This window comes from Bradyrhizobium sp. LA6.1 (assembly GCF_040547805.1).
GTDB classification, from domain to species: domain Bacteria; phylum Pseudomonadota; class Alphaproteobacteria; order Rhizobiales; family Xanthobacteraceae; genus Bradyrhizobium; species Bradyrhizobium barranii.
Genome location: NZ_JBEPQK010000002.1, coordinates 164411 through 185193, shown reverse-complemented (window position 1 = coordinate 185193; position 20783 = coordinate 164411). Strand labels below are relative to the sequence as shown.

Below are 20783 nucleotides of genomic sequence, written 5' to 3'. Positions count from 1 at the left end.
GCGTCGGCCTACGCCGCGACGAGACACGATTCTCCATCCTCACATGAGGCCATCCGCGCGCCGCCATCAAGCGGCGCGCGCTCTACTTATATAAATACTAATTCCAAATCTGATGATTGAGGGACCATTGCGCCCCTCCCGCACTTCAAGCCATCGACTGCGCTTGTTAGTCGTCCGCCCCGCAAATGATGGGGTCGCGAATGACTACATATCTCAGAACGACGGCAGGATTGATCGGCGGCGCGCTGCCGCTGTTGGCAGGCCTGATGGATGCGGTGCCGGCCGAGGCGCAATCATCGTCGCAGGAATTGCCCGCCGTCGTGGTCGAGCAATCGTCGCGGCCGGCAGCGCGCACACGTCCGTCTCCCTCCCGTCAGGCCGCACAGGCGGCAAGCCGCCGTCGTCAGGCCGAGCGCGCATCGTCGAACGTCGATACACAGGCGGCCGGCGCGAGCACGGGCGCAGAGACCGCGACAGGCCCCGTCCGCGGCTACGTCGCGACCCGCAGCGGCACCGGCACGAAGACCGATACGCCGCTGCGCGAGACGCCGCAGTCGATCACCGTGGTCACCGCCGACCGCATCATCGACCAGGGCGCGACCACAGTGCAGGATGCGCTGCGCTACGTGCCGGGCGTGTTCGCGGACGCCTACGGCGCGGACTCGCGCGGCGACTATCCGCGCATCCGCGGCCAGGACCCGAACATCTATCTCGACGGCACCCGTGTGGTGAACACCTGGAACTTCAATGAGTGGCGGCCGGAGCCATATACGCTGGAGCGCATCGAGGTGCTGCGCGGTCCCTCCTCGGTGCTTTACGGCGACACCTCGACCGCAGGCCTGTTGAACCTGGTCTCGAAGCGCCCCCAGGCCGAATCCGCCAATGAGATCGGCGTCCAATACGGTAGCTTCAACCGCAAGCAGGTGCAGCTCGACTCGACGGGTAAGCTGACCAAGGACGGCGAGTGGCTCTATCGCTTCATCGGCGTGTTTCGCGACAGCAACATGCAGACCGACTACGTCAAGGACGACCGCATCGTGCTCGCACCGTCGCTGACCTGGCGGCCGACCAACAACACCAGTTGGACCGTGCTCGGCACCTATCAGAAGGACACCACGGGGTCCTCCACGGCGTTTCTGCCGCATGAGGGCACGCTCTATCCCGGCCCCAACGGCTTCATTCCGGTGCAGCGTTTTGCCAGCGAGCCTGGCTTTGACAAATACCAGACCGAGACCGGCGCGATCAGCAGCCTGTTCGAGCACAGTTTCAGCGATGGCCTGAAGATCCGGCAGAATCTGCGTTACGCCCATGTCGAAGGTATTTATCGGTCGATGTGGCCGGATCTGAATTTTGTCGATCCGAGCGATCCGAACTATCCGTTTCTCGATTCCAGCAGGCGCACCGTGGCACGCAGCGTATGGAGCCGCGAGACGGTCAAGGATAGCCTGACCTCGGACAGCAATGCCGAGCTGAAATTGCAGACCGGGGCGGTCGCACACAAGGTGTTGCTCGGGGCCGACTACCGCGAGGCCAGGGAGCGCGCGCAATCCGGCTTCGCTACTGACCCGACACCTTTCGATCTCTACACGCCGGTCTACAACGGCGTGACCGCCCCGGCGATGTCACCCGAACCGAACCTCCGTCAGAGCCAGTTCGGCCTCTACGCTCAGGACCAGTTGCGGCTCGGACCGTGGCTCGCGGTCCTCGGCCTGCGCCACGACTACGTCACGAGTGACACGCAGGGATCTCCGGTCGAGAACTATCAGGCGACAACCGGCCGTGCCGCGCTGATGTACGAACTGCCGTTCGGCGTCACGCCCTACGTCACCTACGCGCAATCGTTCAACCCGATCTTCGGCGCTGGAATCTGTGCCACCGTATGCGCGCCTCAGCGTGGCGAAATGGTCGAGCTCGGCTTCAAGTACAATCCGACACCGCGAAATGCGATCAACGGCGCGATCTACGACATCACCGAGAAGAACCGGCTGGCAAGCGATCCTGACAATCCCCTGCTCTCGATTCAGACCGGCAAGGTCCGTATCCGTGGCGCCGAGCTCGAGGTGCTCACGAGTCTGACTCCGGATCTCGACCTGATCGCCGCCTACACCTATATTGATGCCCGCGTGGAGAGCGGCGACAATGCCGGCAAGCATGTCGAGACCGTACCGGATCACCAGGCCTCGCTATGGACGAAATATCGCCTCGCCTGGTTTGGCCTGCCGGGCGTCACCGTTGGCGGCGGCGTGCGTTACATCGGCCAATCCTGGGACGGCACCGACACCATCCGCACGCCGGACTACACTTTGTTCGACGCCATGGTCCGCTATGACAACGGCCCCTGGCGACTTCAGGTCAATGCCAGCAACCTCTTCGACAAGCGTCACCTCACCACCTGCCGGATCGGCGGCGACTGCTTTCTCGGTATCGGCCGCACGCTGCTCGGCAGCGTGACGTACAAATTCTAGAGCATGATCCGGAAAAGTGTGTAGCGGTTTTCCGCAAAGATCATGCTCAAACAATAATCTAAAGCGCGATGACGATTCATCCCAATCTCATCGCGCTTTAGCCACGACCGCTAGGTCATGCTGCCGGGCATGAAGCAGCGCACGCGGGGATGGCCGTCGACATAGTGCTTCCACACCATGGTTCGACCGATCTTGTTCGGCTCGGTGATCACCGCGCCGTCGGGCACGACGACCCATTCGTCGTCGATGCGCACGCGGTAGTGGCCGCTATCGGATTCCCAGTCGACGTCGGCTATGACGTAGCCGTCGGCATCCGAGCAGCATTGCCCGTATTTGCTGTGCAGGCTCTCGAACCAGGGTTTTAGCGGCGAGTTGGGATAGCGGCCGTCGTCGCGCGCCAGCGCCGAGGTCGCAAGCAGCGCCATCGGCCCCAGCAGCGCCGCCGCACATAGTCTGGCAAGTCGCATATCGTCTCCGCGGATCGCAATCAGCGCCGCGAGGGACAGACACCGCCGTCCGCCTTCCGCACGGTGGCGGCAGGCGTGGAGACGGCGACTCGCTCCCCAGCGGCTTTGCGACAGCTATGCAAATCCGGCGCCAGCGCGCATTCCGGAGAACTACGGCCGCACGGTTTTGCCCCGGCCGGCGCGCACGTGCTGCATGTCCAATGCGCCGGCAATTTGCCGCAGCCGTTTTGGAGGCTTTCCTTGTTCCGCGAGGACGTGTACGAAACGGCCGCGGACGCGGGCCGCATCGTTTAATCAACTGTTTCAATTAGAGAAATCAGGTGTTGGCGTGACTGGCATTGGACCGTCAGCGCTATGAGTTCGAGAGAGTTGCTTCCTGGCCAGCAGGATCCGACCGACTTGCCCGCAAGCGAAGTGCAGTTTGCACTCGTGATTTCGCGCATGCTCGAGACGGTGAAGGACGACGCGGATGCCAGGCGGCAGATGGTCTACGACCTCGCCCGCTACAAGCTCCAGGAGCAGTTCACCTACGCCGACGCCAGGAACATCGACCAGATGAAGCGGGCGCTCGAGGTCGCGATCGAGGAGGTCGAAAAATTCTCGCGCGACCAGGCGCCGCTGGAGCGCCTGCCGTCACAACAGCTCACGTCGTCAAAGGCGACCGAGACAGGCGGTCTCCTGGTGTCCGGCGACGCGACCGTCTTGCGATCGAGGATCGAGATATCCCGCAGCAAGCTGCCTGCGATCTCGGGCCCGCTTCTACCGGTGATCAAGCGTACGGCGGCCATCCTGCTTGCCGTTGGCGCAGTCATCCTGATCGTCTCGCAGCGAGACAACATCGCCGCGCTGCGCCGGCAGATTTCGTCCCAGGCCCCGGAGATCGCGCAGGTATCGCCCAAGCCGGAGACGACGATCACGGTCGCCAAACCGGAGATGGTCACCCCTGCCCCGCCTCCCCCGACGCGCGTATTGCCAACCGACTACGGCATCTACGCATTGATCGACGACAAATCGCTGGCGGAATTGAATGCGACCGGCGTGATGGCGCCGGACATGCGCATCGCGATTTCACCGGAGTTCAAGAAGCCTGATCGCCCGCATCTGCCGAACGGCCGCGTCAAATTCATCGTGTTTCGGCGGGACGCCGCGAACGTGATCCCGGAGCGCGTCGAGGTTCGGGTCGTCGCGAAGATCGCCAGGGAGTTTTCGACCGACGCCGCAGGCAAAAATCTGGGCGGCGGAGAAGATGTCGGGGTGATCCGAAACTTCGCCTATCCGTTCCGGGTGTCGCCGATCCCGGGGAAGCCCGAGATGTACGAGCTTCACACCGGCGATTCAGGGCTCGAGCTTGCGCCGGGACATTACGTCCTGAGCCTGGGATCGCAGGCCTATTATTTCCAGGTCGACGGCGAGATCACCGATCCCCGGCAATGCCTCGAGCGGGTCGTCGCCGGCAACGGCACGTTCTACGCGCCCTGCAAGAAGGCACGGACGTATTGACGGTCGTCGAGACCGTCGTTGCTGAGGCACGCCCGGGCCACGCACTCAACTGTCATCGCCCGACTTGATCGGGCGATCCACTATTCCAGAGACAGTGCGAGGATACGGAGGAGCCCTACTGCTTCGGCGCGGGCGCCATCATCGCGCCGCCCTTCTTCGCTGCGGGCGCAGGCGCCGGCTTCGTCGTCGCGGCGGTCGCCTGTGCCGGAAGATATTTGGCGACGATGGCAGGATCGACCTGGGCGATGTAGGCGTCGGGAAGACGCGTCCAGGTCTCGTCCTTGCCGAACAGGGAGATGCCGAGGAAGCCGCGCATGGTCAGCGTCTGCCCGTCCGCGCTGACCGACATCTTGGCCTTCCAGATGTTGCCGTCGCGCGGATTGACCACGTTGCCGCCATCATACTTCAAGCCGTCGCGCTTCATGTCGCGGATGAAGGAGAGCCCGAGCACCGGCGCGTTCTTGCGATCATCGGTGCATTTCGCACAGACCTCGTTCGGGTCGTCGCCGGGGCGCGGAAAGGTTTTTGCGATCACGCCTTCGAAGATGCCGTTGTGGTCGACGAAGAGAAACCATCCCACCGTCTTGCCGTCCTCGATCTTCTGCCAAAGACCCGCGGCGGTTGGCTGCTGCGCCTGTGCGGCTACCGGCCCAACCGCGCCAAGCGTCAGCGCAACAGCGAGCGCGAGGAGCGAGAGCAGCCGAAAGCTGGAAAAGAGAGTCCGCATTATGATCACCTTGCTAAGCCGCCACTGCAATGGCCGCAGACTACGGCGATTTCGCGAACGGTTCCAGCACCAGAAACATGGGGCATTGCCTGCCGAACCCGGTGCCGTCAGTTGACACCGAGCTTCTTTTGCAGACTGGAGGACGAGGTCGTGTATTGGAACACGAGCCGCTTCTCCGGATAGACGTAGCGATGGGCTTTTTGCGACATCAGCGCGCCCTCGTGGAAGCCGCACAGGATCAGCTTGATCTTGCCGGGGTAGGTGTTGATGTCGCCGATGGCGAAGATGCCTGATACGTTGGTCTCGAACGCGGACGTCTCGACCGGCACCAGATTGTTCTCGAGCGCGATACCCCAGTTCGCAACCGGACCGAGCTTCATGGTCAGCCCGAAGAACGGCAGCATGGTATCGCAGGAAATTTCGCTCACGCTGTTGTCGTTGCCCTTGACGGTGGCGCCGGTCAGCTTGCCCTCGGCGCCGGACAGCGCAGTGACCTGCCCGAGCCGCAGATCCATCTTTCCGTCGGCCACCAGCGCGCGCATCTGCTCGACGCTGTGGGGCGCGGCGCGAAAATCGTCGCGTCGGTGCAGCAGCGTGATGCGCTTGGCGAGCGGATGCAGATTGAGCGTCCAGTCGAGCGCGGAATCGCCGCCGCCGACGATCAGAACGCTCTTGTCGCGGAACGTCTCCATCTTGCGCACGGCGTAGTGCACCGAAGTGCCTTCATAGGCCTCGATGCCCGGCACCGGCGGGCGCTTGGGCTGGAACGAGCCGCCGCCGGCCGCGATCACCACCACCTTGCATTCGAACACCTTGCCCGCGTCGGTGGTGCAGCGAAACAAGGGATCGCCGATCTTCTCCACCGTCTCCACCATCTCGCCGAGATGGAAGGTCGGATGGAACGGCTTGATCTGCTCCATCAGCGCGTCGGTGAGGCCCTGCCCCGAAACGTGCGGAATGCCGGGAATGTCGTAGATCGGCTTTTCCGGATAGAGCTCGGCGCACTGGCCGCCGATCTTGTCGAGGATGTCGATGAAATGCGCCTTCATGTCGAGAAGGCCAAGCTCGAAGGCGGCGAACAGACCACAGGGGCCGGCGCCAATAATCAGCACATCGGTTTTGATCACGTCGCTCATGTCGTCTCTTTATCGATCGTTATCGGTTGGACGCCGCCCGGGGGCAGAAGTGACCCTGCCTGTCTAGCCAACGGGGATGGATCAGGGAAGGCATAAAAGCGGGAGCACCCCGCAGCCGCACCCACTTGCCGGGTCAGGATAACTGGGCTGTAACGGGATGCGACATGACGGAGATCAATCGGTGAACGCACCAAGCCGCCTCGATACGACGCCGCGCCTGGAGGACTATCCCTATCGTCTCGGCGACAATGTCCGCTTCGGCGATCTCGATCCGAACCAGCACGTCAACAACGCAGTCTACGCCACTTATTTCGAGACCGGCCGTGTCACGCTGATGAAGAGCCCGGAATACGGGCTGACGCCGCCGGGCCTCGCCTGGATCATGGTGCGGCTCGACATCCATTTCCGTGCCGAGCTGCACTGGCCGAACAAGATCGAGCTCGGCCTCGGCGTGGTCAAGCTGGGACGGACGTCGGTGACCTTCGAACAGGTGGTGTTTTCGGAAGGAAAGTGCATCGCCTCGGCGATGTCGGTCGGCGTCATGCTCGACGAGGCGACGCGGCGGCCCGCACCACTCACCGCTGAAATCATCGAGAAGCTCAGACCCTGGCACAAGCGCGGTATCGAGGTCGCGCCGCCGAGCGTCTAGTATAGTGAGGGACGATCAGGCCTGCCGTTCCGGCGTCGCCACGACGAGCCCGTCGAGTTCGTCGGAGACCTTGATCTGGCAGGACAGCCGCGAGTTCGGGCGCACGTCGAAACCGAAATCGAGCATATCCTCTTCCATCGGCGTCGGGCTGCCGACCTTCTCGCGCCAGGCTTCGTCGACATAGACGTGACAGGTTGCGCAGGCACAGGCACCGCCGCATTCGGCCTCGATGCCGGGAATGCTGTTGCGGATGGCGGCTTCCATCACGGTCGCGCCGTTCTCGACTTCCACCGTACGGGTTTCGCCCTTGTGGTCGACAAAGTTAATCTTGGCCATGTGTGCTCGTGCTGCCGCGATGTTGCGAATGAAGGAGGGTCCGGGCTGTCCTATAACGGGTCGATCCGCCCGGCGCCATAGGGTTTTGAAGCGACGTGAATCCCGCTTCGCGGGAAGAAAACGCGTCAAAACAAAAGACTAGAGCGCGGTTTCTCGCCTTGTCGCCCTAGGGCTTCAGGATCGCCTCGATGGCGGCGCGAGCCTCGGTCACCGCCTCTTTCAACGCGGCGAAGGCGTGGGGCTGGCCATGGCCGGTCCGGACCGCGGTCTCCAGGCTGGCTGCGGCATCAGCCACCGCAAAGGCGCCGATTCCGCGCGCGGAGCCCTTGAGCTTGTGGGCGAGTGCGCCGGCCTCGGCCGGCAGTGCTGCCATCGCCGCGACCAGGCGGACCGCCTGCTCGGCGAACATCGCGAGCACTTCCTGTTCCAGCTCAGTGTCCCCGAGCGTCATGCGCGCGAGGTGATCGAGGTCGAGCGGGCTGTCGATGGGTGCAAGCGGGGGCGAAGGCATCCAGTCCATCCGTTGCAGTTCAGGCGTCATGGCGCAGGCCCCGGCATCGCGCGATGTCCGCCGATCCGGCGGTCAAGTTCCCCCCACCGAAGCATGGAAATGGTTAACGAAGTGTTTGGGCCGTTTTACGCAAATCCGCCTGTTTATTGACGAAAAGTTGCCGCAATCCGGCGAGTCCGGTGGAGAATTCCATTTATTGCTAAGGCGTTACGGCGCTATCCTGTTAACGATGATTAAGATTGTCTTAATCCCGGGCATTTCATTCGCGACGCTCTGCCAATAGGATGTTGCGGAAATTGGCGGACAAGCCGTCCGGGTGGGGACGGCTGGGAATCCGCGTAAGCGGCATGATCCGGTCTGTGGGCTTGCGTAGCGCGCTGGGCTCGCGGGGGGACGCGTACAAGTAACGAGGGCTCGGACTGAACATGGCGAACACTCCGAAAAAGGTCAAAGACCCGACAGAAGTTGCGCTTTCTGCGATCCAGGAAGCCCTGAACATCAGCGACACGGCCGCGGACACCAGCCGCAACGCCTCGATGCGCAACGAAACGTCGTCTCCGGTGGGGCCGCCGGCTCCCCCGATCTTCGACGAGCCGACCTTCGAGCCGCGTCCTGCCGCCAACGAGCGCACCACCGTGTTCGATACGATCGAGGAGCCGCGCAGCTCGCGCCGTGCCGCCAACGACGACCGCGAGACCATCGGCCAGTTGCTCCAGGCGCTTCAGAAGGGCCGCCCTGCCCGCAGCGTCTACACCTTCGCCACCATCTTCGCCGGCGTCTGGCTCGCAGCCTGCGCCGCGCTCACCGTCGGCTTCCTGCCCTCGATCCAGGCTGCCATGGGCCAGAGCGGCGGCGTGCTCGTCATCGCCGGCCTGATCGCGATGTTCTTCGCGCCGATCATGCTGTTCTACTTCCTGGCGAGCCTGGTCTGGCGCGGCCAGGAAATGCGCATGATCGCGCAGGCGATGGCGCAGGTCGCGATCCGCTTCTCCGAGCCCGAGGGCTCGGCGTCCGATTCCATGGTCACCGTCGGCCAGGCCATCCGCCGCGAGGTCGCGGCGATGGGCGACGGCATCGAGCGCGCCATCGCGCGCGCCGGCGAGCTCGAGACGCTGGTCGCCAACGAGGTTGCGGCGCTCGAGCGCGCCTATTCCGACAACGAAGTGCGCATCCGCTCGCTGCTCCAGGACATCGCGCACCAGCGCGACAATCTGGTCGGCCAGGCCGAGCAGGTCCGCAGCGCCATCTCCGGCGTGCAGATCGATCTGCGCCACGACATCGCGCTGATCTCGGACGCGATCGCCTCGCGCGTCGACGAGGTCGCCAAGAGCATCACCGGCGCGCTGGAAGAGCGCGGCGCCCACATCACGGGCGCACTGAGCAACGCCGGCGACAACATGATCCTCGCGCTCGGCGAGCGCGGCGGCGACCTGCTCGACCGCCTCGAGGAGGCCAGCAACGAGACCACGCGCGCCGTGCTCGACGCCAGCGAGCGGCTGACCACCAGCCTCAACTTCAAGACCGGCCACGTCCACGACGAGTTCGTCGACCTCGCCGACCGCGTCCACGAGATGCTGAACGAGCGTATCGACCGCATCACCGGCGAGTTCGAGCAGCGCTCCGCCGCGATCGTCGATGGCATCTCCGAGCGCACCGAGCAGGTGCACGACAGCCTGAAGAATTCGTCGGACTCGCTGCTGCTCGAGCTCGAGCTGCGCTCCAACGACCTCTCCGCCAAGATCGACGATGCCGGCAACCGGCTCGCCGGCCACATCATGACCTCCGGCGACAAGGCGAGCGAGGCGCTCGACGCCACCGTCAACACGCTCGTCGCCAAGGTGGTCAGCCAGACCGAGACCGCGCACGACTCGCTGTCGCTGCAGATGAGCGCGTTCGACGAGCTGGTGAAGAACCAGGGCACCGAGCTGGTCGAGAGGTTCGCCCGCGACTCCGGCACGCTCGGCGCGCTGATCACCCGCCACATCTCCGAGTTCGACCGCACCGTGAAGACGTTCGGCGGTGATATCGTCGATCGCATGGGCCAGCGCACCCAGGACATCGCCGAGAGCCTGAAGACCTATGTCGACAATTTCGATACCCGCTTCACCTCGAACGGCGGGGCGATCACGGCCGTGCTCGACCAGCGCCTGGTGCAGTTCGAGACCACGGTCGGCGAACGTGTCACCAACCTCGACGCCTCGCTGAACGACAAGATCGTCAGCCTCGACGGCACGATCGAAGGCCACATCAAGACCTTCGACGACCAGCTCGTCGGCCGCGTCGCCGCGCTCGAACAGTCGTTCGACACCCGCGCCAAGTCGGTGACCGAAACCATCGACGGACGCCTCAACACCCTCGCCTCGTCGCTGACCGACGGTGCCGCGCAGGCGATCCAGTCGATCGACTCCCGCCTCACCCACCTCACGACGTCACTCACTGACGGCGCATCGCAGGCCATCGAGACGATCGATACGCGCCTCAACTATCTCGCGACCTCGCTCACCGATAGCGCATCGCAGACCATCCAGTCGATCGATACGCGGCTGACGCACCTCACGACGACGCTCTCGGGCGGCGCCTCGCAGGCGCTCGAATCCATCGACACGCGCCTCACCTACCTGACGACTGCGGTGACGAATGGCGCCTCGCAGGCCGTGCAGTCGATCGACACGCGCCTCACCCTCCTGACCTCGACGCTCACGGACGGCACCGCGCAGGCGATCGAGGCGGTCGACCGCCGCATCACCGGCGTCGCCGAGATGATCGACGGCCGCAGCACGCACCTGACCGACACGGTCACGGCGCGCTTCCAGGACATCCACCAGGCTATCGAGACCAAGGTCGGCTCGGTCGCCAACGACATCGACGTGCGCGTAGCGCAGTTCGAGGACCTGCTCGGCTCGCGTGTCGAAGCCGTCGCCGGCCGCATCGAGAGCAGCGGCCGTCAGGCCAGCGAGGACATGATGTCCCGCGCCGAGATGATCTCGACCGCGATCCGCTCGCATGTCGAGGACGCCGAACGCTCGCTCACCAACCTCGTCGTCAACACCAGCGAAACGATCCAGACCGGTGCGCGCACCGCCCAGCAGTCGCTGATGACGGTCTCCTCCGACGTCAACGCCCAGCTCAAGATGACCTCCACCGAGGTCGAGCGCGCGCTGACCGCGGTCGGCACCGGTGCTGCGAACTCGATCCTGAGCAGCGCCCGCGAGGCGCAGTCGACCCTGGTCGCGGCCTCGGGCGATGCCTCCAACCAGATCAAGGGGCTCGCGGTCGACGTCGAACGCACGCTGTCGGCGGCCGGTTCTGCCACCGCGGCCTCGATCCTGGCCGGCGCCCGCGAGGTGCAGACCACGCTCGTCACGGCGTCTTCGGACGCGGCCAACCACGTCAAGACCCTCACCGCCGACGTGCAGCGTTCGCTGTCGCTGGCCGGCGCCACCACGGCGGAATCGATCACCGCCGGCGCCCGCGATGCGCAGAGCGCGCTGATCGCGGCCTCGACCGAGACCGCCAACCAGATCAAGGCGCTGTCCTCGGACGTGCAGCGCTCGCTCTCGATGGCCGGCACCTCGACGGCCGAGACCATCATGACCGGCGCCCGCGAAGCCCAGACCACGCTCGTCAACGCGTCCTCGGATGCGGCGACCCAGGTCAAGTCGCTCGCGGTCGAAGTGCATCGGTCGCTCTCGCAGGTCGGCCAGTCGACCGCCGAGACGATCACGACCAGCGCCCGCGACGCCCAGAGCACCCTGCTCTCCGTCTCGGCCGAACAGACCAGCCAGGTCCGTTCGCTGGCGGCCGAGATGCAGCGCGCGCTGGCGACCGCCGGCGGCGCCACCATCGAGGCGCTCACCAGCGGCGTGCGCGAGGCCCAGGGCACGCTGATCACCGCCTCGACGGACGCGGCAAGCCAGATCAAGTCGCTGACCACGGACATCGAGCGCACGCTGACCTCGGTCGGCGCCGACACCGCCTCGACCATCCTCAACAGCGCGCGTGAGGCGCAGACCTCGCTGACGTCGACGTCGGCGGATGCCGCAAGCCAGATCCGCACGATCTCGACCGAGATCGAGCGCGTATTGAGCACGGCGACGACCAACGCCACCAACGACATCCAGACCAGCGCGCTCAACGCCCAGAACGCGCTGATCAACGCCTCCAACGAGGCAAGCTCGCGCGTCAAGTCGAGCTCGGCCGACGTCGAGCGTTCGGTGCTCGCCGCCAGCAGCAGCTTCGGCCAGGCCATGACCGGCAAGACCGACGAGATCGTCACCTACGTGCAGCAGCAGGCCGACCGTCTGTCGAACATGATCGACTCCAAGCGCGGCGCGCTGGTCGATGCGATCGGCTCGAAGACCAGCCAGCTCACGCTCGACATCGACCGCGTCACCTCGGATGCGTTGAAGTCGATCGAGACACGCGGTCATGCGTTCTCGCAGACGATGATGGGCAACGGCTCCGAAGTCGCCCGCACCATCAACGCGGCGAGCGAGATGGCCACGGGCGCGGTCGGCAAGTCGCTCAAGGACCTCGAGCAGGCCTCCCGCTCGGCGATCGACCAGTCGCGCCAGGTCTCGATTGCGGCCGTCACCGAGATGCAGGAGACCAGCAAGATCCTGCGTACCGACACGGTGGCCCTGTTCGAGCGTCTGCGCGAAGGCAACATCCTGCTCCAGGAGGTGCTGACCGGTGCGCACGACAACCTCAACTCGCTCGAGCGGGCGCTGGTGACGCGCGTCGCCGACTTCGTCTCGGCGATGAACGACGTCACCTCGCGCAACGGCGCTGCGACGCAGAACCTGGAAGACCAGCTCAACGTCTTCAATACGAAGACCACGCGGGCGCTGCAGGACCTCGGCGAGCTGTCGACCCAGTTCGACGCGCACGGCAAGGCGCTGGTCGAGGCCGCGCAGGTCGTCGAGGTGAGCAACAAGAACACCACCGCTTCCCTCGCCGAACGCAAGCAGGCGCTGGAATCGCTCGTCACGACCATCGACCTGCGCACGGCCGATCTCGACCAGCGTCTGTCGCGCTTCACCGGCCTGCTCGATGAATCGCTGGCAGCCGCCGAAGAGCGTGCCCGCGACATCGCCCGCGTCGTCGCGGAGACCGCCGGCGCAGGTTCCGCCGCGATCACCCGCCAGTTCGAGGCGGTGCGCGTGGCGTCCGAGGAGGAGCACCGCCAGACCATCGAGGCCATGCACGACATCTACCGCCAGACCACGGACGAGGCGGATACGATGTTCAAGCAGTCGACCGAGAAGTTCACCAACCTCGTCTCCAGCATGAAGCAGATGGCGTTCGAGATGCACAACGAGCTCGAAGCCACCCGCAACGAGCTGCGCCGCGGCGTGCTCGAGATGCCGCAGGAGGCCGCCGAGAGCACTGCGCAGATGCGCAAGGTGATCGTCGACCAGATCGAGGCCCTCGCCGAGCTCAACCGCATCGTGGCCCAGCATGGCCGTGGCCTCGACGTCTCCACGACGGGCCGCGCCAGCGCGCAGCGCCAGGAAGAGCCGTTGCTGGCAGCCGTCGGCACGCGCAACACCGAGACGCGCGGCCGCGACACCGGCAGCGCCTCGACGCTGCCGCCGCCGGACCTCGGCATGCCCGCCTCCTCGCGCCGCACCGAAGCGCCGCCGGTCGCGCCCGCGGGCAACGACCAGGGCCGCGACGGCTGGCTGTCGGACCTCCTGAACCGCACGGACGCCAACCAGGGTGCTCCGACCGGACGTGAGGCCCCACGTGGCCGCGCGGCACCCGCGCCGCAGCCGCAGGCTCCGCAGGGTGGCAGCAATCCGCTGGAGTCGCTGTCGCTCGACATCGGCCGCCTGATGGACCGCAACCTCGCCGCCGAGATGTGGGACCGCTACCAGCGCGGCGAGAACAAGGCCTTCACCAAGCGCCTCTACACGCCCGCCGGCCAGAAGGCCTTTGACGAGGTCGCCCGCAAGTACCGCGCCGACCGCAACTTCAAGGGCACGGTCGACCGCTACGTCGCCGAGTTCGAGCGTCTGCTCGACGAAGTCGCCCGCGACGGCCGTGGTCCGCAGGAGTTGCGCAGCCACCTGACCTCGGAGACGGGTCTGGTCTACACCCTGCTCGCACACGCCGCGGGTCGGCTCGGGTGATCAGCCCGTAGCGACAACGAATAGCGAATGAGAACGGAGGCCTCACGGCCTCCGTTTTTATTTGAGCCCGTCATTGCGAGGAGTCCTTGCGACGAAGCAATCCAGACTGCTTCCGCGGAGACGATCTGGATTGCTTCGCTACGCTCGCAATGACGAGGTGACGTCCGTGTACTAAACGCCTACTGCCGCCTGCCGCTCGCGGCGGGCGCCGGCCTCGGCGGTTCGGCCGGCGGCGGCGCGGCCGCTGGCGCGCTGTTGCTGGCGCCGAACAGCACGCGGGTCGGGTTGCGATCGAAATTGTTCACGGCGCGGCTGATGTCGCCGAGCGTGCGGCGGCCGTCGGTCATCAATGCGCCGGAGCGCTTGTCGAAATCCTCGGCCAGCTCGCGGATCGACTTCACCGCCTGGAACAGCTCGCCGCCGTCCTTGCCGCCGGCGAGCGTGTTGAGGCCGAACATGAGGCTGTCGGCCTTGTGCATGACGCCGTCGACCTTGGCCATCACGCCGTCGATCTTCTCAGAGTTGCGCGCGAGCGAGTTGGTGAAGGTCTCGAGGTTCTTCAGCGAGTTCTTCACCGACTCCTGGTTGTCCGCGACGATCTTGTTGATGTTCTGGAGCGTGCCGCGGATCGCCTCGGTGACGTCCTGGAGCTTGTTGGGATCGGCCGTCAGCGACGGGATGCCGTCCTCATCGAGCGGCGGCGGAGGCGCCGCCTCCTCGCCGCCCTTGAGCGAGATCGCGGCGACGCCGGTCAGGCCCTGGAATTCGAGGCCGACCAGGGTGTCCTTGCGGAGCGGGGTGTTGTTCTCGACCATGGCGAGTGCGACAACCCGCCGCGGGTTGTCGAGCTTCACCGAGACCACCTCACCTACCCGGATACCGTTAAAGTTGACGCTGCCGCCGTTGCGCAGGCCCGCCGCCGGGCCCTCGAACACGACGCGCAGGGGGCTGCGCTGCTTGGTGGTGTGCAGCGACTGGAACCACAGCACGAAGCCGATCGCCGCGGCGATCACCGCCAGCGTGAACGATCCGATCAGTACGTAATTGGCCCGCGTTTCCATCAGCTACTCCGGCACCTCAGCCCATCACCGCACGGGCGCGCTTGCCGTGGAAATATTGTCTCAGCCAGGGATGCTGCGAGGCCTGCATGTCGGCGATCGACCCTGCCGCAATGATCTTACCGTTCCCTAAAACGGCGATGCGGTCGCAGGCTGTGTAAAGGCTGTCGAGGTCGTGCGTTACCATGAAAACGGTCAGGCCCAAAGTACGCTGGAGCGTCCTGACCAGCTCGTCGAAATCGCCGGCGCCGATCGGATCGAGGCCCGAGGTCGGCTCGTCGAGGAACACGAGATCCGGATCGAGCGACAGCGCGCGCGCCAGCGCCACGCGCTTGATCATGCCGCCCGACAGTTCCGAGGGAAAGCGATCCGCGACTTCCGGCTTGAGCCCGACCATGGTGAGCTTGGCCAGTGTGATCTCGTCCATCAGCCGCTGCGAGACCCGGAGATATTCGCGCATCGGAAACTGGATGTTCTGCCGCACGGTCAACGAGGAGAACAACGCGCCCTGCTGAAACAGCACGCCCCAGCGGCGCTCGACGCTGCGGCGCTGCGAGGTGCTGGAGGAATCGAGGTCGACGCCGAACACCTCGATGGAGCCCGCGACCTTCGGCACGAGGCCGATGATGGTGCGCGTCAGCACCGACTTGCCGGCACCGGATGGGCCGACGAAGCCGAGGATTTCGCCGCGCTTGACGTCGAGGTTGAGGCCGTCGAGCACGCGCGTCGCGCCGAACTGCACGGTGATGTCGCGAACGCGGATGATCGGATCTTGAATCGCGTTTTGAGTTTCTTGCGCCATCGTCACATCCCGATCGAGGCGAAGAAGATGGCGAACACGCCGTCCATGACGATGACGAAGAAGATGCCCTTCACCACGGAGGCCGTGGTGTGCTGTCCGAGAGATTCCGCGCTGCCCTGCACGGCGAGCCCCTCGACGCAGGCGACGATGCCGATCACGGCCGCCATCACCGGTGCTTTGACGATGCCGACGATGAAATGGTCGATCGAGATGGCGTCGCGCAGGCGCAGCAGGAAGGCTTCGGGATCGACGCCGCCATAGAGCCAGGCGACGAGGCCGCCGCCATAAAGCGCGGCCATGGCACCGAGGAAGGCGAGGATCGGCAGCGCCAGCACCAGCGCCAGCATGCGCGGCAGCACCAGGACCTCGATCGGGTCGAAACCCATCGTGCGCAGCGCGTCGATCTCCTCGCGCATCTTCATCGAGCCGAGCTCGGCCGTGTAGGCGCTGCCCGAGCGCCCCGCGACCATGATCGCGACCAGGAGGACGCCGATCTCGCGCAGCACCAGCACGCCGAGCATGTCGACGACGAAGATGTCGGCGCCGAACCTGCGGAAATGAAAAATGCCCTGCTGGGCGATGATGCAGCCGATCAGGAACGTGATCAGCACGATGATCGGCACCGCGCGCCAGCAGACCTGCTCCATGTGGTGCACGGTCGAGGTCAGGCGGAACGAGCGCGGGTGGATCAACACGCGAAACCCCGCCGCGAGCACCGCGCCGAGCATGTCGACGAGGCCCGCAACCGTGCCGGCGACCCCGGCCACGGCCCGGCCGATCTGCTCCAGCATGCCGGTGATGGTGACCGCGCTGCTGTCGACGACCGGCGTCGCCCTGACCCGCCGCACCTCGTCCACGAGGCTCGAATAATTGGCGGAGAGCCCCGCGATCTGCGCCTCGACGGCGCCCTGGGTCAGGCTGCGGCGCAGCCGCTCGATCAGCCAGGCGCCGAAGGTGTCGAGCTTGGCGACCTCGGAGACGTCGATGAAGATGCTTTGCGAACTGCCGGCGAGCTTCTCGGCGTCAGCCACCATCCGCTCCAGGACCGGCGCGAAGCTCGCGGTCCAGGTTCCGGTGGCGCAGAGTGCCAGCGCGTTGCCCTTGGCAATCCGTTCCAGCTTCGGATCGCCGCTCAAGGTCTCCGCTCCCGTGCCGGGGCGCGAGAAACGGATAGAATCAGATGGTTGTGCACACGCCCTTACCCGGAGAAGGTATCCCCAACTGGTTAATGTTAGTTGCTAGAGGTAACTAGCAGGTTCAGATTTCGCCAGAGTTCAAAATGACTTCCAGCAAAGTTCCGGCCCTCGCGGCGCGAATCGAGCGATTTCCCATCGCCGGCAGTTTCACCATCAGCCGGGGCGCCAAGACCGAGGCCGTGACCGTCGTGGCCGAAGTGAGCCGGAACGGCCTCACCGGCCGCGGCGAATGCGTCCCCTATCCGCGCTATGGCGAGACCCCCGAGGCGACCCTTGCGGCCATCCAGGCCATGCAGGCGGCCGTCGCGGGCGGCCTCTCGCGAGAGGCCCTGCAAGCCGCCATGCCGCCGGGAGCGGCCCGTAACGCGCTGGATTGCGCCCTGATCGACCTCGAGGCCAAGGCGACCGGCCTGCGGGCCTGGAACCTGCTGGACCGCCCGGTGCCGGGCGAGCGCACCACCGCCTTCACGATTTCGTTGGGCACCCCCGAGGCGATGGCGGCGGCGACGGCCAGGGCCGCGCACCGGCCATTGCTCAAGATCAAGCTCGGCGGCGACGGCGATCCGCAGCGGATCGCGGCGGTTCGCAAGGCCGCCCCCGAATCCGAACTGATCGTGGATGCCAACGAGGCCTGGACCGAGGCCAATCTGGAGCAGAATCTCGCCGCCTGCGACGCCGTCGGCGTCACCTTGGTCGAGCAGCCGCTGCCGGCCGGGAAGGATGGCGCGCTGGCGCGGATCAAGCGGCCGCTCGCGGTCTGCGCCGACGAGAGCGTGCATGACCGCCCTTCGCTCGCGCCGCTCCGCGAGCGCTACGACGCCGTGAACATCAAGCTCGACAAGACCGGCGGCCTCACCGAGGCGCTCGCGATGGCCGACGCGGCGCAGGCGCTCGGCTTCGAGATCATGATCGGCTGCATGGTCGCGACCTCGCTGTCGATGGCACCCGCAATGCTGGTGACGCCGCAGGCGCGCTTCGTCGATCTCGACGGCCCACTGCTGCTGGCGCGCGATCGCGATCACGGGCTGCGCTACGACGACAGTCTGGTCTATCCGCCTGATACCTCGCTCTGGGGATGAGCCTTGAGCCGATGCCGCGCCGACCAGATCACGAGCGCGCCGGCCGCGGCCATCGCTGCCATGACGTAGTACAAGCTGTCGCCGATGCGGGCGTAGATCGCACCTGACGCGATCGACGTCGCTGCACCCAGCAACCCGTTGCACGCGGCATAATAGCCCTGCCCCCGCGCGATCTGATGCGATGGCACGCGCTGCACCAGAAGGTTCATTGTGCCGACGATGGTCATGCCGAAGGTAAGGCCGTGGCCGAGCTGCACGATCACGAGCAGCGCCAGCGGCGGCTCCTGCGCGGTGACGATCCAGCGCACCACGGCGCTCACGCCGCCGATTGCGATCAGCGTGGACGGATGCAGCGAGAACCGCGGCGACAGCGCGAAGACGACGATCTCGGCGATCACACCCAGCGTCCAGAGGCCCGCGATCGTCAGCCCGCCGAAGCCATGGAGCTGCCAGTTGATGGCCGAGAACGTGTAATAGGCGACGTGGCTGCCCTGGATCAGCGCGGCCGACGCGATGACGGCCCAGAAGCCGCCATCGCGCAGCAAGGCCTTGCCGGCATGCGTCTCCGTCGTCCTTCGCCTGACATCGTCGAGCGGCTGGAGCAGCAGGCTGGCGGCGACCGCAACGACGGCCCACGCGACGATGATCCAGATCAGATCGCGCGCCGCGATGTGGTCGACGAGAAAGCCGCAGGCGAGCGAGCCCGCGGCGAAGGCCGCCGAGCCCCACAGCCGCAACGGTCCGTAGTCGAGCCCGTAGCGGGCGACGCCGCGCAGCGCATAGGCATCGGTCAGCGGGGTCGTCGGCGTCCACATCATACAGGTCAGCGCATAGATCAGGAACAGCGCCAGCGGCTGCTGCTGCAAGCCGACCGCTGTGAACCCGATCGCGGTTGCCAGCACCGACACCATCATGCCGGCGCGAATGGCATGTCGTCTTTCGGCAAGGGCGGTGATCTGCGGCAGCGTGGTGAAGCGCGTGATCGCCGGCAGCGCATTGATGAGGCCGATCCAGCTTGCGTCGATGCCGATCGCCTTCAGCCAGAGCGGAAAGAACGGCAGATGCGTGCCGGACACCGCGAAGACCGCCGAATAGAACAGCGCCAGACTCACGGCGAATCGCCGCTTCACGGCGGCTTGCGTGGGGATTTGTGATTCGCCTGCCATCAAACCAATTGCGATTCGGTCGATATCGTGGTGATCGTTACAGTAACGCGTAGTGATTTGCGCGACGAGATTGTCATGGCCAACGAAGCATTCGCCCTCTCGCCTATGTCTGCCCGTGCGGCCGAGCCGAACGAGCAGGATTACGACGCGATCCGCGAAGCCTTCATGGAGACCGCGCGCGGCCGCTGGTTCCTCGGCGAATATGCCAAGCGCAACCGCAATGCGGATACCCGCATGGTGCTCGATGCGGTCGCGAAAATCGAAGAAACCCTTGCGGCACAGCGACTACCGGTCGTCGAGGATCGCCTGCCCGAGGCGCTGGTCGAGATCCGCCGCGCCATCCGCGAAGCCGAGACCATCGCGATCGCCGCCTTCGATCCTGCGGCGATCGAGGCCAGCCTCGCGCCGATTCCGCGCGGCGTGCGCATCATCAAGGAGATCTCCTGGCGCTGGCGCGAGATCGGCGCCGACGGGCGAATCTGCGATCTCATTGATTCGCAGCTCGCCTCCATCGAGGCCGCTTGCGGCCAGCTATCGACCATCGACCCCCGCGCCGAGCTCAAGGCCGCATTCGATTTGCTCAGGGATCGGGTCGAGCAGCTTGATGGTGACGGCGACACAGCGCCGCAAGCGGCGGTGCATCCCGCGCCTGCTGCGATGGCCACCGAAGCACCGGTGGCTTTTACGGAGGCGCCGCAGGACATCGCAGCGACTCCCGCGCCCGAAGCAGCGGTCGAGGCCAGCGTCGCCGAAGCACGCGCCGTTGGCGAGGAGGCAATCGACGTCGCCACCGAGCCGGAGCTCATCGCCGGCAATCACGTCGGCCCCGAAGAGGAGGTCGCAGAGGCCGCCGCCTTCACAGAGGTGACTGACGGGGTCTCGCTCGACGCGGCCGCGGAAGCCGAGGACGAAGCCATACTCGATGCCATCGCGCTGGAAATGGCCGCGCCCGATCCGGAGTTCGACGAGATCACCGAACCGGTCGAGCTGGAAGCGGCCATTCCGGAGCCGATGGCCGCGGAGGTCGCAGCCCCGATTGCAGCAGAGCTTCCGGAGCCGGTCGCAGCCGAGCCGGCCGTCACCGCAGTCGCGGAGGAGCCCGCCGAAGACGCACCGATCGCGATGGACTCGCTCGCGCGCCTCACCGACGCCATTGCGGAGGCCGCCGCCGAAGTGATGGAGCAGCCGGCCCCGGCCATGGCGGCCGCCGCGACATTCGGTGCTGCCCCGACCGCGACGCTTCCGATGCCCTCGCCCTTGTCCGCCTCCTTGCCCGAGCCCTCGCTCGGCGCCACCATCCTCGCCAGCGGCATCCTGCAAAAGCCCCGCGCGGCGGCCAACGACCCCATGGCGCCAATCCGCCGCATGACCCAGGCCGAGAAGATCGCGTTCTTCTCGTAAGGGGGCGCGCGCTCTCCACATCGTCATTGCGAGCGCAGCGAAGCAATCCAGAGTCTTTCCGCGGAGAGATTCTGGATTGCTTCGCTGCGCTCGCAATGACGGAGCAAGGTGAATCACCGCACCCTCTCTCGTGTCCCGGACAAGCTGCAACGCGCA

The 20783-nt window shown here is 65.7% G+C and carries 15 protein-coding genes; 6 read left to right on the top strand and 9 right to left on the bottom strand.

All coding sequences use genetic code 11. From position 1 onward, the window contains the following. Positions 1-200 precede the first annotated feature (200 nt). Positions 201-2465: a TonB-dependent siderophore receptor gene (locus ABIB99_RS04405; RefSeq protein ID WP_247309165.1), complete on the top strand. Its 2265-nt coding sequence runs from the start codon at positions 201-203 to the stop codon at positions 2463-2465. Positions 2466-2575: 110 nt separating this feature from the next. On the opposite strand, the gene ABIB99_RS04400 is transcribed toward ABIB99_RS04405, so the two are convergent. Continuing rightward, a complete protein-coding gene (locus tag ABIB99_RS04400) occupies positions 2576-2932 on the bottom strand; it encodes a hypothetical protein (RefSeq protein WP_354174940.1) in 357 nt (118 codons plus the stop codon). 399 nt (positions 2933-3331) lie between these two features. Here ABIB99_RS04400 and ABIB99_RS04395 point away from each other — a divergent pair, with 399 nt between their 5' ends. After that, positions 3332-4432, top strand: coding sequence for a hypothetical protein (locus tag ABIB99_RS04395; RefSeq protein WP_247309163.1), 1101 nt, complete (start codon positions 3332-3334; stop codon positions 4430-4432). A gap of 115 nt (positions 4433-4547) precedes the next feature. Here the strand turns inward: ABIB99_RS04395 and ABIB99_RS04390 are convergent, their stop codons facing one another. Next, positions 4548-5159, bottom strand: coding sequence for a DUF2147 domain-containing protein (locus tag ABIB99_RS04390; protein ID WP_028148559.1), 612 nt, complete (start codon positions 5157-5159; stop codon positions 4548-4550). Between the two features lie 107 nt (positions 5160-5266). Beyond that, complete coding sequence (locus ABIB99_RS04385) at positions 5267-6295, bottom strand: NAD(P)/FAD-dependent oxidoreductase (protein WP_247309161.1); 1029 nt, start codon at positions 6293-6295, stop codon at positions 5267-5269. A gap of 181 nt (positions 6296-6476) precedes the next feature. On the opposite strand from ABIB99_RS04385, the gene ABIB99_RS04380 reads away from it, so the two are divergent. Next, positions 6477-6944, top strand: a complete 468-nt coding sequence (locus ABIB99_RS04380; protein ID WP_247309159.1) for an acyl-CoA thioesterase — start codon at positions 6477-6479, stop codon at positions 6942-6944. A gap of 15 nt (positions 6945-6959) precedes the next feature. On the opposite strand, the gene ABIB99_RS04375 is transcribed toward ABIB99_RS04380, so the two are convergent. Both ABIB99_RS04375 and ABIB99_RS04370 read right to left on the bottom strand, forming a co-directional pair. After that, positions 6960-7280, bottom strand: coding sequence for a 2Fe-2S iron-sulfur cluster-binding protein (locus ABIB99_RS04375; protein WP_014493954.1), 321 nt, complete (start codon positions 7278-7280; stop codon positions 6960-6962). Between the two features lie 166 nt (positions 7281-7446). Next, positions 7447-7821 (bottom strand): Hpt domain-containing protein, encoded by a 375-nt coding sequence (locus ABIB99_RS04370; RefSeq protein ID WP_247309157.1) that lies wholly within the window; start codon positions 7819-7821, stop codon positions 7447-7449. A 395-nt stretch (positions 7822-8216) separates the two neighbouring features. Between ABIB99_RS04370 and ABIB99_RS04365 the strand changes: the two genes are divergently transcribed. Further along, positions 8217-13925 carry an apolipoprotein A-IV repeat region-like domain-containing protein gene (locus ABIB99_RS04365; protein ID WP_247309153.1) on the top strand — a complete coding sequence of 1903 codons (5709 nt, stop codon included), beginning with the start codon at positions 8217-8219 and terminating at the stop codon, positions 13923-13925. Positions 13926-14104: 179 nt separating this feature from the next. On the opposite strand, the gene ABIB99_RS04360 is transcribed toward ABIB99_RS04365, so the two are convergent. Genes ABIB99_RS04360 through ABIB99_RS04350 form a run of 3 tightly spaced genes read right to left on the bottom strand, consistent with a single transcriptional unit; the run spans position 14105 to position 16921 of the window. After that, positions 14105-14986, bottom strand: a complete 882-nt coding sequence (locus ABIB99_RS04360; protein ID WP_166090184.1) for an MlaD family protein — start codon at positions 14984-14986, stop codon at positions 14105-14107. Between the two features lie 16 nt (positions 14987-15002). Further along, a complete protein-coding gene (locus tag ABIB99_RS04355; RefSeq protein ID WP_063982229.1) occupies positions 15003-15785 on the bottom strand; it encodes an ABC transporter ATP-binding protein in 783 nt (260 codons plus the stop codon). A 2-nt stretch (positions 15786-15787) separates the two neighbouring features. Further along, positions 15788-16921, bottom strand: a complete 1134-nt coding sequence (locus ABIB99_RS04350; protein ID WP_014493945.1) for an MlaE family ABC transporter permease — start codon at positions 16919-16921, stop codon at positions 15788-15790. A gap of 143 nt (positions 16922-17064) precedes the next feature. Here ABIB99_RS04350 and dgcA point away from each other — a divergent pair, with 143 nt between their 5' ends. Beyond that, positions 17065-18060 (top strand): N-acetyl-D-Glu racemase DgcA, encoded by a 996-nt coding sequence (gene dgcA / locus ABIB99_RS04345; RefSeq protein WP_247309149.1) that lies wholly within the window; start codon positions 17065-17067, stop codon positions 18058-18060. Here the strand turns inward: dgcA and ABIB99_RS04340 are convergent. Continuing rightward, on the bottom strand, positions 18030-19226 hold the full coding sequence (locus ABIB99_RS04340) for an MFS transporter (protein WP_247309147.1): 1197 nt from the start codon (positions 19224-19226) through the stop codon (positions 18030-18032). The two genes, dgcA and ABIB99_RS04340, sit on opposite strands and share 31 nt — an antisense overlap. Before the next feature lie 75 nt (positions 19227-19301). Here ABIB99_RS04340 and ABIB99_RS04335 point away from each other — a divergent pair, with 75 nt between their 5' ends. Beyond that, the gene (locus tag ABIB99_RS04335) at positions 19302-20627 is read left to right on the top strand and encodes a hypothetical protein (RefSeq protein ID WP_247309145.1); all 1326 of its coding nucleotides are present in this window, start codon (positions 19302-19304) and stop codon (positions 20625-20627) included. Positions 20628-20783 lie beyond the last annotated feature (156 nt).

Coding starts and splice junctions, on each gene's coding strand:
- ABIB99_RS04385 (WP_247309161.1), bottom strand. CDS start 6,295: ATGAGCGACGTGATCAAAACCGATGTGCTGATTATTGGCGCCGGCCCC.
- dgcA (WP_247309149.1), top strand. CDS start 17,065: ATGACTTCCAGCAAAGTTCCGGCCCTCGCGGCGCGAATCGAGCGATTT.
- ABIB99_RS04365 (WP_247309153.1), top strand. CDS start 8,217: ATGGCGAACACTCCGAAAAAGGTCAAAGACCCGACAGAAGTTGCGCTT.
- ABIB99_RS04360 (WP_166090184.1), bottom strand. CDS start 14,986: ATGGAAACGCGGGCCAATTACGTACTGATCGGATCGTTCACGCTGGCG.
- ABIB99_RS04340 (WP_247309147.1), bottom strand. CDS start 19,226: ATGGCAGGCGAATCACAAATCCCCACGCAAGCCGCCGTGAAGCGGCGA.
- ABIB99_RS04405 (WP_247309165.1), top strand. CDS start 201: ATGACTACATATCTCAGAACGACGGCAGGATTGATCGGCGGCGCGCTG.
- ABIB99_RS04390 (WP_028148559.1), bottom strand. CDS start 5,159: ATGCGGACTCTCTTTTCCAGCTTTCGGCTGCTCTCGCTCCTCGCGCTC.
- ABIB99_RS04355 (WP_063982229.1), bottom strand. CDS start 15,785: ATGGCGCAAGAAACTCAAAACGCGATTCAAGATCCGATCATCCGCGTT.
- ABIB99_RS04370 (WP_247309157.1), bottom strand. CDS start 7,821: ATGACGCCTGAACTGCAACGGATGGACTGGATGCCTTCGCCCCCGCTT.
- ABIB99_RS04400 (WP_354174940.1), bottom strand. CDS start 2,932: ATGCGACTTGCCAGACTATGTGCGGCGGCGCTGCTGGGGCCGATGGCG.
- ABIB99_RS04375 (WP_014493954.1), bottom strand. CDS start 7,280: ATGGCCAAGATTAACTTTGTCGACCACAAGGGCGAAACCCGTACGGTG.
- ABIB99_RS04335 (WP_247309145.1), top strand. CDS start 19,302: ATGGCCAACGAAGCATTCGCCCTCTCGCCTATGTCTGCCCGTGCGGCC.